General features: G+C 36.8%; 10 protein-coding genes. 5 read left to right on the forward strand and 5 right to left on the reverse strand.

Translation table 11 applies throughout. From position 1 onward, the window contains the following. Positions 1 to 21 precede the first annotated feature (21 nt). A complete protein-coding gene (locus tag ACN1CN_RS09610) occupies positions 22 to 1,902 on the forward strand; it encodes a M1 family metallopeptidase (RefSeq protein ID WP_419135476.1) in 1,881 nt (626 codons plus the stop codon). Between the two features lie 206 nt (positions 1,903 to 2,108). Here ACN1CN_RS09610 and ACN1CN_RS09615 read toward each other — a convergent pair whose 3' ends face one another. Continuing rightward, positions 2,109 to 3,047, reverse strand: coding sequence for an L-threonine 3-dehydrogenase (locus tag ACN1CN_RS09615; RefSeq protein ID WP_264525951.1), 939 nt, complete (start codon positions 3,045 to 3,047; stop codon positions 2,109 to 2,111). A 310-nt stretch (positions 3,048 to 3,357) separates the two neighbouring features. Between ACN1CN_RS09615 and ACN1CN_RS09620 the strand changes: the two genes are divergently transcribed. Then, complete coding sequence (locus ACN1CN_RS09620) at positions 3,358 to 3,984, forward strand: hypothetical protein (RefSeq protein ID WP_419135477.1); 627 nt, start codon at positions 3,358 to 3,360, stop codon at positions 3,982 to 3,984. Continuing rightward, complete coding sequence (mfd, locus tag ACN1CN_RS09625; RefSeq protein ID WP_419135479.1) at positions 3,977 to 7,342, forward strand: transcription-repair coupling factor; 3,366 nt, start codon at positions 3,977 to 3,979, stop codon at positions 7,340 to 7,342. The genes ACN1CN_RS09620 and mfd overlap by 8 nt, the downstream gene beginning before the upstream one ends. Before the next feature lie 68 nt (positions 7,343 to 7,410). Here mfd and ACN1CN_RS09630 read toward each other — a convergent pair whose 3' ends face one another. The 3 genes from ACN1CN_RS09630 to ACN1CN_RS09640 form a co-directional block, all read right to left on the reverse strand. Then, entirely contained in the window at positions 7,411 to 8,067 is a 657-nt protein-coding gene (locus tag ACN1CN_RS09630; protein WP_008466087.1) for a hypothetical protein, read from the reverse strand. A gap of 119 nt (positions 8,068 to 8,186) precedes the next feature. After that, positions 8,187 to 8,546: a YraN family protein gene (locus ACN1CN_RS09635; RefSeq protein WP_419135480.1), complete on the reverse strand. Its 360-nt coding sequence runs from the start codon at positions 8,544 to 8,546 to the stop codon at positions 8,187 to 8,189. A gap of 165 nt (positions 8,547 to 8,711) precedes the next feature. Then, positions 8,712 to 9,611 carry a S66 peptidase family protein gene (locus ACN1CN_RS09640; protein ID WP_419135482.1) on the reverse strand — a complete coding sequence of 300 codons (900 nt, stop codon included), beginning with the start codon at positions 9,609 to 9,611 and terminating at the stop codon, positions 8,712 to 8,714. Positions 9,612 to 9,840: 229 nt separating this feature from the next. On the opposite strand from ACN1CN_RS09640, the gene ACN1CN_RS09645 reads away from it, so the two are divergent. Next, the gene (locus ACN1CN_RS09645) at positions 9,841 to 10,938 is read left to right on the forward strand and encodes an endonuclease/exonuclease/phosphatase family protein (protein ID WP_419135483.1); all 1,098 of its coding nucleotides are present in this window, start codon (positions 9,841 to 9,843) and stop codon (positions 10,936 to 10,938) included. Positions 10,939 to 11,065: 127 nt separating this feature from the next. After that, on the forward strand, positions 11,066 to 11,605 hold the full coding sequence (locus ACN1CN_RS09650) for a 3-hydroxyanthranilate 3,4-dioxygenase (RefSeq protein ID WP_264525957.1): 540 nt from the start codon (positions 11,066 to 11,068) through the stop codon (positions 11,603 to 11,605). Positions 11,606 to 11,823: 218 nt separating this feature from the next. Here the strand turns inward: ACN1CN_RS09650 and ACN1CN_RS09655 are convergent, their stop codons facing one another. Further along, a complete protein-coding gene (locus tag ACN1CN_RS09655; protein ID WP_419135484.1) occupies positions 11,824 to 12,783 on the reverse strand; it encodes an MBL fold metallo-hydrolase in 960 nt (319 codons plus the stop codon). Positions 12,784 to 12,936: the final 153 nt, after the last annotated feature.

Genomic DNA, 12,936 nt, shown 5'->3' on the forward strand with positions numbered 1-12,936 from the left:
TCCATTTTGATTGAAATAACAATGCGAAAAATTATACTATTATCTTTTTTGAGTTTGGGTTTAAACTCAGCATTTGCACAAAGTGCACCTTATTGGCAACAGCATGTGGATTACAAAATGGAAGTATCCATGGATGTAAAAAATTATCAATACAAAGGGAAACAAGAGTTGGTGTACACCAACAACTCTCCTGATACGTTGAGAAAAGTTTTTTATCATTTGTTCTTAAATGCATTTCAACCGGGAAGTGAAATGGATGCGCGTTTGCATACCATAAAAGATCCCGATGGAAGAATGGTGGCTAAAGTGAAAGGTACGGATGGAAAAGAAACCAAACAAAGCCGAATCGAAACTTTAAAACCAAATGAAATTGGCTATTTAAAAATTTCAGATTTTAAACAAGATGGAGTTTCAGCACAAACAAGAGTTTCCGGAACTATTCTAGAAGTGACTTTGGCGAAACCAATTTTACCAAATTCTAAAACGACATTTACCTTAGATTTTGACGGACAAGTTCCGGTTCAGGTTCGTCGTACAGGACGTAACAATTCAGAAGGAGTAGAATTGTCAATGTCACAATGGTACCCAAAATTAGCCGAATTTGATTTCGAAGGCTGGCATGCAGATCCGTACATCGCGAGAGAATTTCACGGAGTTTGGGGTAATTTTGATGTGAAAATTACAATCGACAAAGACTACACTATTGGTGGTTCAGGATATTTACAAGACAAAAATCAAATTGGTCATGGTTATGAAGATGCGGGTGTAACTGTTACTTACCCAAAGAAAACAAAAACATTGACATGGCATTTTATTGCACCAAATGTTCACGACTTTACCTGGGCAGCTGACAAAGAATACACACACGATATTGTAAAAGGACCAAATGATGTTGATTTGCATTTCTTCTACAAAAACAATCCAAAAACAACCGCAAATTGGAAACAATTAGAGCCTTTAATGGTTAAAGTAATGGATTATTACAACCACAGAGTTGGAGCATATCCGTACAAACAATACTCTTTTATTCAGGGTGGCGACGGTGGAATGGAGTATGCAATGTGTACTTTGATGCTTGGAAACGGAACTCTTGAAGGAATTTTAGGAACAGCAACTCATGAACTTGGACATTCCTGGTTTCAGCATATCTTAGCTTCAAACGAATCCAAGCACCCTTGGATGGATGAAGGTTTTACAACGTACATTGAAGACAGTGCTTTGAACGAACTGAAAGGCGATAAAAAAGAAGTAAATCCTTTTGTTGGAAATTACAAATCGTATTACAGTTTGGTAAATTCGGGTAAAGAACAGCCACAAACTACTCATGGAGACCGTTATGACGAAAACCGTCCGTACAGCATTTCCTCTTATGTAAAAGGAAGCCTTTTTCTTTCTCAATTAGAATATGTAATTGGAAAAGACAATGTAGACGCTACTTTGAAAAGATATTTTAACGATTTTAAATTCAAGCACCCGACTCCAAATGACATCAAAAGATCGGCAGAGAGAGTTTCAGGAGCAGAATTGGATTGGTATTTAATTGACTGGACAGGAACAACCAATACGATCGATTATGGGATTAAAGATGTAGCCGATAACGCAGGAAAAACTAATATCACTTTAGAAAGAATCGGAAGAATGCCAATGCCGATTGATTTAACAGTTGAATATACAGATGGTACTTCTGAGAGCTTCTACATTCCGTTAAGAATGATGAACTTCATTAAGCCAAATCCAAATCCGAATGTAAAAAGAACGGTTTTAGACGACTGGGCTTGGGCACAATCCAACTATAGTTTTACAATAGACAAAAACAAAACAGCCATCAAAAAAATCACAATTGATCCAAGCGGATTAATGGCGGATGTAAAAGCGGCAAATAATGTTTATGAAGTGAAATAACCTTCATCTTAGCATATAAAAAAGTCTCGTTTGGAATTTATTTCTAAACGAGACTTTTTATTTAATAGCCTTTGTGTGATAAAGAAGAGAGACTAAAAAGAATTGAAAACCGGCATCCATTAACGCTGCCAGTAAAAACCGTGGGCAAATTCAAAGCATAAAAAAAACGCACAATTTGTGCGTTTTTATATTTTGTAGGCAGTTTGTTATCCTAAATGCTCTAACATGTCTTTGGTCATCGATTCCAAATCAAAAGTATGTTTCCAGTCCCAGTCTTGTCTTGCCTCAGTATCGTCAATGCTTGCCGGCCAGCTGTCCGCAATTTTTTGGCGGAAATCAGGATTGTACGTTATTTCGAAATCAGGAATATGTTTTTTAATCTCAGCAGCAATTTCAGTAGGAGTAAAACTCATTGCAGCCAAATTGTAGGAGGAATGTATTTTGATTTTCTCTGCCGGTGCTTTCATAATGTTAATGGTCGCATCAATTGCGTCATCCATATACATCATTGGCATTTTTGTTTCAGAAGATAAAAAGCATTCGTATTTTTTATCGGCGATAGCCTTGTAGAAAATATCAACAGCATAATCTGTAGTTCCACCACCCGGAGGCGTCGACCAGCTAATTAAACCAGGATAACGGATGCTTCGTACATCAACACCATAAATATTATGGTAGTACTCGCACCATCTTTCTCCGGCTTGTTTACTAATTCCGTAAACAGTAGAAGGTTCCATTACCGTATATTGAGGGGTATTTTCTTTAGGAGTAGTAGGTCCAAAAACGGCAATACTCGAAGGCCAGAAAATCTTCTGTACCTTTTTGGCTTTTGCTAAATTTAAAACGTGAAATAATGAATTCATGTTCAGATCCCAGGCAAATGCAGGGTTTTTCTCGGCTGTAGCCGACAAAAGCGCCGCCATCAAATAAATATCAGTAATTTTATGTACTTCAACAAGATGTTCGATTTGGTTGAAATCTAAAGCATTGACCACTTCAAACGGACCAGAATTAACAACGTCAGTATTTAATTTTCTAATGTCAGAAGCAATAACATTGTCTGTTCCGTATAGTTTGCGCAGTTTTTGGGTTAGTTCTGTCCCAATTTGACCACAGGCACCAATGATTAATATTTTTGGATTCATTTTTTGAATGGTTTTTTTAGAGAGACAAATATAACGTTTCCTCAATTATTTTTACTTTTCAGAAGGACAAATTATAAATTTAACAATGATAAAGATTCTTTTTTAGATTATTCGCTGTTAGACAGGGAGTGTAGATTAAAATTTATAAGTATTTTCGATCAGGAATTCGAGGTTTTTTGATAAGTCTTACAAATAGGAATTCGCAAATTCAGAATCCGCTACCAGTTGATAGATAAAGTAATTTGTATCAGAAATCAGAATTCGTAATTGTAAAATTACTTTGTAACTTTGTAGCTTAATGTTTTACCAAATGAAATATAAGATATCTCTTTTTCTACTGTTTGTTTTTGTATTGAATTCATGTCAGAATGAAGATGAAAAGCGCCGTGCTGAAAACGAAAAAGAAGCCAAAAAAAACGAAGTCATTTTTAATAAGATCAATAAAAGCTGGGATTTTATCGATGAGCCTATTAACGAAATTTCGGAACAAAAAGTGAATTCGTGGAATGAATGGCGTGACTTTTTAAAAGAACTCGGAGATAAACCAAGAAAAACTATTGGAGCCTTTCAAAAGAAATCAACCGCGATTTCCAAAAAAGTAATGGCTTTGAACAATAACATTCCTGCGGAGTTTAATATCCCACAGGTCAGAAGCCGAATTTCTATTCTGATTACAAAAGTGAGAATGATGGATTTGTTTATTCACCTGAATCAGATTCCATCAGATAAAGTAACATTTTTAATTGGGGAGATCAACAAAGAACTGGTTTCATTAGAAAGACAGATGGATCTTATTATGGTAAAAAGTAAAATTCCAAAAGAAGAAGGAGAGGAAGAGTTCTTAAAAATGTTAGATACAACACGTGCCATTCCAAATGCAGGTACAGCTCCCGTTCCGGTAAAAAATATAGATCCAAACACACCAAAAGTTGAGTAAAAACGCCTTATATACCCTGTACGATAATCTGCCAAAAAATCAGCAGATTGCTACACAATTACTGGAGCAGAAGCAAATAAAAATGCATCTTAACGGATTGTTAGGGTCGGCGGTTTCATTTGTTATACGTGCCGTTTTCAAAAAAGCAGAATTGCCTTTTTTGGTTGTTTTAGACAACAAAGAAGAGGCTGCCTATTATCTGAACGATCTCGAACAAATGATCGGAGAACAGGACGTATTGTTTTATCCTGCGTCATTCCGTCGTCCGTATCAAATTGACGAAACCGATAATGCCAATGTGCTGCTTCGTGCTGAGGTTTTAAACCGAATTAATTCCCGTAAAAAACCTGCTGTAATTGTGACCTATCCGGAAGCCCTTTTTGAGAAAGTGGTTACCCGAAGAGAACTTGATAAAAACACACTGAAAGTCGCTTTGAACGATAAAATTTCGATCGATTTTATCAACGAAGTTTTGTTTGAATATGAATTTAAAAGAGTCGATTTTATTACCGAACCGGGAGAATTTTCTGTTCGTGGAGGAATTGTCGATGTATTTTCGTTTTCAAACGATCACCCTTATCGAATAGAGTTTTTCGGAAATGAAGTAGACAGCATCAGAAGTTTTGATGTTGAAACCCAATTATCGGTAGAAACGCACAAAAAAATTACAATAATCCCGAATGTCGAGAACAAACTTTTTCAGGAGAACAGAGAGAGTTTCCTCGATTATATTGCAGAACATACCGTATTGTTTGTTCAAAACACAGACGGGCTTCTCAATCAGTTAGACAAACAATTTGCCAGAGCCGAAGAAGCTTTTGAGAAACTTTCAAAAGAAATAAAACATGCTGAACCTGAAAAGCTATTCTTAAATCAAAGTTCGTTTATCAAACGGGCATTAGATTTTTCGATAGTAGAGCTGGCTTCAAAACCTGTTTTTAAAACCACAAAAACATTCGAATTTCATATTCATCCTCAGCCTTCCTTCAACAAACAATTTGATTTGCTGTTGAACAATCTGAGCGACAATCATTTTAACGGATATAAAAACTATTTGTTTTGTTCGAATGAAACGCAGGCCAAACGTTTTCACGATATTTTCGAAACTTTAGACGAAGCCAATTCCGAGAACATTCGAAAACAATATCATACCGTTGTATTGCCTTTGTTTCAGGGGTTTATTGACGAAGAAAGTCAGATTACAGCCTATACCGATCACCAGATTTTTGAGCGTTATCATAAATTTAATATCAAAAACGGTTACTCCAAAAAGCAGAATATTACACTTAAGGAATTAACCGCGCTTTCGGTGGGTGATTATGTAACGCATATCGATCACGGAATTGGGAAATTTGGTGGCCTGCAGAAAATTCAGGTCGAAGGCAAAACACAGGAAGCCATAAAACTGGTTTATGCGGATAACGATATTGTGTATGTAAGCATTCATTCGCTTCATAAAATTTCAAAATACAACGGAAAAGACGGAACTCCTCCGAAGATCTATAAACTAGGATCGAACGCCTGGAAAGTTTTAAAACAAAAAACCAAAGCACGTGTCAAACATATTGCGTTCAATTTGATTCAATTGTATGCCAAACGACGTTTGGAAAAAGGGTTTCAGTTTGCACCGGACAGTTATTTGCAAAACGAATTAGAAAGTTCGTTTATATACGAAGACACGCCGGATCAAACCAAATCGACACAAGAGGTTAAAGCCGACATGGAAAGCGATCGCCCAATGGACCGTTTGGTCTGTGGCGACGTAGGTTTCGGAAAAACAGAGGTGGCGATTCGTGCGGCGTTTAAGGCGGTAGACAATAGTAAACAGGTGGCTGTTTTGGTTCCGACTACTATTTTGGCTTACCAGCACTACCGTACTTTTTCAGAACGATTGAAAGACATGCCGGTTACCATTGGTTACATGAATCGATTTAGAACGGCCAAACAAAAAGCACAAACCTTAAAAGATTTAGCAGAAGGGAAACTCGATATTGTTATTGGAACCCATCAGCTAGTCAACAAAAATGTAGTTTTTAAAGACCTTGGTTTATTGATTGTCGACGAGGAACAAAAGTTTGGAGTAAACGTAAAAGACAAACTTAAAACCATTGCCGCCAATGTAGATACTCTGACCTTAACGGCAACGCCAATCCCGAGAACGTTGCAGTTTTCATTAATGGCAGCAAGGGATTTATCGGTTATTACAACGCCTCCGCCGAACCGATATCCTATTGAAACAAATGTCGTTGGGTTTAATGAAGAAATAATCCGTGATGCGATTTCGTATGAAATTCAGCGAAACGGACAGGTTTTCTTTATCAACAACCGAATCGAAAATATAAAAGAAGTGGCCGGAATGATTCAGCGTTTAGTTCCAAATGCAAGAGTCGGAATTGGTCACGGACAAATGGAAGGAGCCAAACTCGAAGAATTAATGTTGGGCTTCATGAATGGAGATTTTGATGTTTTGGTAGCGACAACCATCATCGAAAGTGGTCTGGATGTACCCAATGCCAACACGATTTTCATCAACAATGCCAATAACTTCGGACTGTCTGATCTGCATCAAATGCGCGGTCGAGTAGGACGAAGCAATAAAAAAGCATTCTGTTATTTCATCTGTCCGCCTTATTCCTCCATGACAGAAGATGCCAGAAAACGTATTCAGGCTTTGGAGCAGTTTAGCGAACTCGGAAGTGGTTTTAACATTGCAATGAAAGATCTTGAAATTCGTGGTGCAGGAGATTTATTGGGTGGAGAACAAAGCGGTTTCATCAATGAAATTGGATTTGATACCTACCAAAAAATCATGAACGAGGCGATCGAAGAATTGAAGGAAAATGAATTCAAAGACTTGTATCCGGAAGAGAATGATATTGAAACGAAAGAATATGTAAAAGATTTACAAATCGATACCGATTTTGAGTTATTGTTTTCTGATGAATACATCAATAACGTTACGGAGCGTCTGAGTTTATACAACGAGCTGGGCGGTGTGAAAAACGAACAGGAACTTGTGGTATTTCAAAATAAATTAATTGACCGTTTTGGTCCGATGCCGCCGCGTGCCAATGCTTTGATGAATAGTATTCGCATCAAATGGATTGCGACAAGCGTGGGTATTGAGAAACTGGTGATGAAAAAAGGAAAAATGATTGGTTATTTCGTTTCAGATCAGCAATCTGATTATTACCAGTCCAAACGTTTCCATAAAGTGATCAAATTTGTACAAACCCATAGTAATCTTTGTCAGATGAAAGAAAAACAAACACCTAACGGTTTGCGTCTTTTATTGACTTTTGACAATGTAAAATCGACCAAACGTGCGTTGGAGTTGATGGAATTACTGGGAGAGTAATATAAAAAACGAAACCCGACAGATTTCAAAAAGCTGTCGGGTTTTTTATTTTTTGTAATTTAGAATATTTAGTTTTTCAGGTCCTTGATTACTTTAAAAGCAACATCAACCTGATCTTCTCCAACTAAAATGGTAAATTCATTTGAAGTCGAAATAACCTCATTGATAATAATTCCTTCCCATGCCAGACGCTGGAAAATGAAATAATAAATTCCGGGAACGACGATGTTTTCTTTTGGTAATTTTACCGTTATGGAGGCTAAATTATCTAATTTCTGAATTAGTTTTTCGCGCATAAAGTGTTTTTCAACCAAATGATTTACACTGCTGCTTACCACAATATTGGTTTCGTTTACCCCACGCGATGAGGTGTAAAAGATATCAGATAAAGCATTAATATCAGAAATTAAATCAGCCTGTTTGTTCAAAACAGTTTCCGAAGCGGCAAAAGTATAATCGGTCAGCTCAGATCGAACCGTGATTTCGCCAATATTCTTAATTACTTTATTAATTTTATGATTCAACTTAAAATCCAGTTCTTCTGTGAGTCGTTTCAATGACATTACAACAGCGCCTTGTTTTACTTCTTTACCAAATTCACTTTCTAATTCGGTCATAATATTCCGCGAAAGAGAAGTAAGGTTAATGATTCCAAGCGATAATGCATTTAATAAAAAGGGTTTTGTTTTAATGTAATTTTCGACGATTGAAGAAACGGTTTTCATAGTTTTTTTCTTTTTTTTGTAACTTAATTGGGTTGGTGTAGTTAAATTGTAGTGTTATAAAACTTTGCGAATATAAATAAAAGAACAATTTGTTACAAATATAACATTGTAAAATTATGTTAAAAATGGAAAAAAGCGTCTGTAATGTGTTCAATTGCAAATGATTCCTTTTTTTTGTGTATCGCAACGATGTCAAATCGCACTTCAAAATCTATTTCCCTATCGTTTATGTAGGCATTTACTGCTTTTACCAGCAGCTGAATTTTTTTTGGTTTCACAAAATCCTGTGGCAAACCAAAATCCAGACTTGATCTTATCTTTACTTCAATGACCGCTAAAATGGATTCTTTTTGGGCGATAATATCAATTTCCGCCTTTTGAAAAGTCCAGTTCCGATCTAGGATTTTGTATCCGTTTTGCTCCAGGTATTCGACAGCGAGGTCTTCTCCTATTTTTCCAAGTTCATTATGCTCAGCCATTTTTTTTAATTGTGAGTTATACTATTTTTAGGGAGTAAAGAGCAATTGGCATGTAAAAACGCGAAGTCGCAAAGAATAGAATAAAACTTTGCGACTTCGTGTCTTTGTAAAATTATGATAGGTGGTATTTAAAATTCTTTAGAGAAAAAGAATTCTCAGATACTATTATTTTTGAAAAGTAACCGTACTTCCTGTTTCCTTTACATCAATTGAAATAGTACTTCCCATAATTAAGGCCCTGTTGTCCTGAATGTGTCCGGCCGGAAAATTGAAAATTACCGGAATATTGTATTTTTTGGTAACATCATCTACAATTTCCACAGCATTTCTCCCCCAGGGAACTTCGTTGTCCTTCATTTTGGTCATGCCTCCAACAAGAATTCCTTTTAGGTTTTCGATGCATCCATTGCGTCTTAAATTCATCATCATACGATCGATATGATACAGGTATTCGTCTAAATCTTCGATAAATAAAATTTTATCCTTACAGTCAATTGCCGAGGGAGAACCTAACAAACTGTACAGAATCGATAAATTTCCGCCTACTAATTCACCGGTTGCAGTTCCAAATCGGTTCATCTTATCCGGACCAATCGCATAAGAAATCGGTTCACCAAATAAGGCAGATTTCATTGAACTAACCGCTGCGGGAGTAGCACGTGGTACCGTTACAGGCATTATACCGTGAATGGACTGATAGCCCATCGTATTCAAATGATTGTGTAAAACCGTAACATCGCTAAAGCCAACAATCCATTTCGGATGTTGTTTGAATTTCGTAAAATCGAGTAAGTCGATCATTCGTACAGTGCCATAACCTCCGCGAACACACCAGATCGCTTTAATGTTTGGATTGTCTAACTGCTTCTGAAAATCGGCAGCACGTTGTTCGTCGGTACCGGCCAGTTGATTAAAATCCAAACCAATCGTACTTCCAACAACCGCTTCAAGTCCCCAGCTGTGCAATAAATCTATAGTAGGTTTTAAGTTATCGTCTATATTTTTTCTGGCTGTTGCTAAAAGGGCTACAGTATCTCCTTTTTGTAAATAAGGTGGTGTTATCATATTTTGTTGTGATTGACAGTGTATGGATTGTAAAGCAAAAATAAGAAATACGAGTTTATAAAAAGAAAAGTAGTTTCTGAAGTATTGGTGTAGGCTCGCTTTCATATTTTTTCTGCAGTTTCATTCGTAAAGATAGAACAAATATAAATATTTTAAAAAATAAAATAATTAGAAAATTCCTACAAATAGAGTTAATTGTTTAAATTGAACCTTTTAAGGATCTAAGTTTATGAAGGTAATTTCTGTTCAGCTTTGTTGTATCGTTTTTCTGTCTCTGACCATCGTGCGAGCACAACCCAAAAAGTATTCGATTCACACGGTTGCCTTCTACAACTTTGAAAATCTTTTCGACACCACTGATGATGTCAATACCAACGATGATGAATGGACACCCAAGGGGGCGCAGCATTGGACTATAGAAAAGTACGAACAGAAATTAAAAAACCTGTCCACAGTTTTGTCTGAAATTGGAATGCCTGACAACTCCAATGCTCCGGTATTAATTGGAGGCGCGGAAATTGAAAATCGTGCCGTCTTGGAAGATTTGATCAAACAGCCTAAGTTGCTCCCTTTTGATTATGGTATCATTCATTTTGATTCACCGGACAAACGAGGGATTGATGTCGCTTTGCTGTATCAGACAAAATATTTTAAACCTACCGTGTATTCTAACATTCCATTGCGCATCTATCATAATAAGGTCACGCTTAAAGAAGAGGAGCCACAGCAGGACGATGATATTGAAATTAAAATGGCTGACAACCATCGTGTTTTTACCAGAGATCAGCTTTTAATTACGGGATTTTTGGAAGGAGAGGAACTGCATATTATTGTCAACCATTGGCCGTCCAGATCGGGAGGCGAAAAGGCAAGCAGTATTTTTCGGGAAGCTGCCGGAAATTTAAACCGAAGAATCATCGATTCGTTGCAAAAAATAAACCCCTCTGCTAAAGTGATCACGATGGGGGATCTGAATGATAGCCCTACTAATAAAAGTGTAAAAACAGTTCTGGGAGCAAAAGCGAAGAAGTCAGAAGTGGGAGAATTTGGTGTTTTTAATCCGTTTGCAGCAATGCTTGATAAAGGTTTGGGAACGATTGCATTTCGGGACTCCTGGGACATCTTCGATCAAATTATCATCACAGAATCACTTCTAAAAGCTGATTTTTCAACCTTTAACTTTTGGAAAGCGGGGATTTTCAATAAGTCCTTTCTGGTTCAGCGTTCAGGACAGTACAAAGGATATCCGTTACGGCATAGTTTAACCGAAGTTGGATTCAGCGATCATTTTCCGGTTTACATCTATTTGATCAGAGAGGTGAAATAAGTCACAGTCTCAGTTTTCAGTCTCAGTTCATCACTGTAAACTGGGACTGGGACTGAGACTAAAAACAGGCACTGCGACTGAAAACTTTTCCTTAACTTAGCTACTTAGAAACTTACTACCTTTTAAAATGGCAATAGCAAAACCTTTCAATCTTACGAAGTGGATCGATGAGAACCGTCATTTACTAAAACCGCCTGTTGGAAATAAAAATTTATACATTGATTCCGGTGATTATATAGTGATGATCGTTGCGGGTCCAAATGCCCGAAAAGATTATCATTACAATGAAACCGAAGAGCTTTTTTATCAGTTGGAAGGCAGCATAAAAGTCATCATTCAGGAAGATGGAGAGCGAAAGGAAATGGAATTACATGCGGGTGATATGTACCTACATCCGGCTAAAATTCCGCATTCGCCCGTTCGTTCCGAAGGTTCAATTGGATTGGTTATCGAACGCAAACGTGCAGGATTAGGTTATACTGACGGATTGCTTTGGCACTGTGATAACTGCAATCACAAACTCTATGAAGTGTTTTTTGAATTGCATAATATAGAAAAAGATTTTCTGCCGCACTTCGAACATTTTTATAATTCGGTAGCACTAAGAACCTGCGATAATTGCGGAACCGTAATGGAATCAGATCCTCGATTTGTTGCGAAGAAATAAGGATATAATCAACAAACCCGACAGGTTTCAAAAACCTGTCGGGTTTAAAATTTAAATCTTATACCAGTTGGCGTAATTAACAAAAAAGTAAACATAAAGACACAGAAGATATGTGTATTTAAATGAAGTGAAACGCCTCTTTTATAGCAGAAGAACCTATGTTTCTATGTGTTAAAACCGTTTCAAAAACCTGTCGGGTTTAAATTTAAATGCTATAACTATAACTCAAAACGTTTCCCCTGTTCAGGATAAATAAGTTTTAGTCCCAGATCATTTTGTTTTTGCAGCTGTTCTTTCAGTTTTATAATGTTTTTAGTGGGCGGTTTTAGGTGCGTAACGATAATACTGAAACCTTTCAAAGTATCTTTTCCCGATAACTCCGCTAAGGTGTGAAGTTCTTTCATCAGATAGTTTGGCGTCAGATGTCCGAATAAAAATTGATCCGGTTGTTCATTTGGGAACGAAACCTCAATAAAAATACCTTTCAGTTGTTTGCTTTTAACCAAAGGTGCAACTGCGGTCCAGAGCGACTTTAACTTGTCGCTTTTCTCTACAGCATCGGGTCCGGTATCACCCAGATAAAGCACATACGATTCGCCACTTTTAATCAGGAAAGCAGTACTCTCAAACGGATTCACATGACTTAACGGAAATGCTTTTGCCGTCATCGTGGTATTGGTAATCGGAATTTCTTCTCCGACATTTAAAGTCTGAAAATGATATTTTTTTAACGGAGTTCCGGGACCTTTATCTCCAAAATTGGCCCAAGTCTGATCGTTGAAATAATGGTTTTCCATCATTTCCATACATTTTTCAGTGGCATAAACCGTCTTCGAAGAATCTGCCGGAGAGTTTATGATTAAACCCGAAACATGGTCTAAATGAGCATGCGATATAAAATAACCTTTAATGTATTTTCGTAAAACTTCGCTGGTTGAAACTTTAAACACTTTATTTTCAATTGCTTTTTCAATTCCGGCGTTTACCGTTCCGGCATCTAAACAGATAAAATCATGCGTATTGGCAGGTGCAACTAAATAGGCTGAAAGATTCTTCTCGTCTATCCCTCCTTTTATCCCTAAAGGAACGACCTGAAAGGATTTTTTTTGCTCTTTTTGAGAAAAAGCAGGAACTGAAATTAGGACGAAACAAACTAAAAACCGACTGAAAATGGACATATTTGAGTACTTTTATTTCCGCAAATTTCATCAATTAAGACGAATAAATCATGCTATCGCGCTGTAATTCATTTTAATTAAAGCTAAATTTACCTGATTTTAACAACTTAGTTCGATTAAATTTCGGCTTGAAATAATATCTTTACATAAAAA

The organism is Flavobacterium sp. T12S277 (genome assembly GCF_048514875.1).
In the GTDB taxonomy this organism is placed as follows: Bacteria; Bacteroidota; Bacteroidia; order Flavobacteriales; family Flavobacteriaceae; genus Flavobacterium.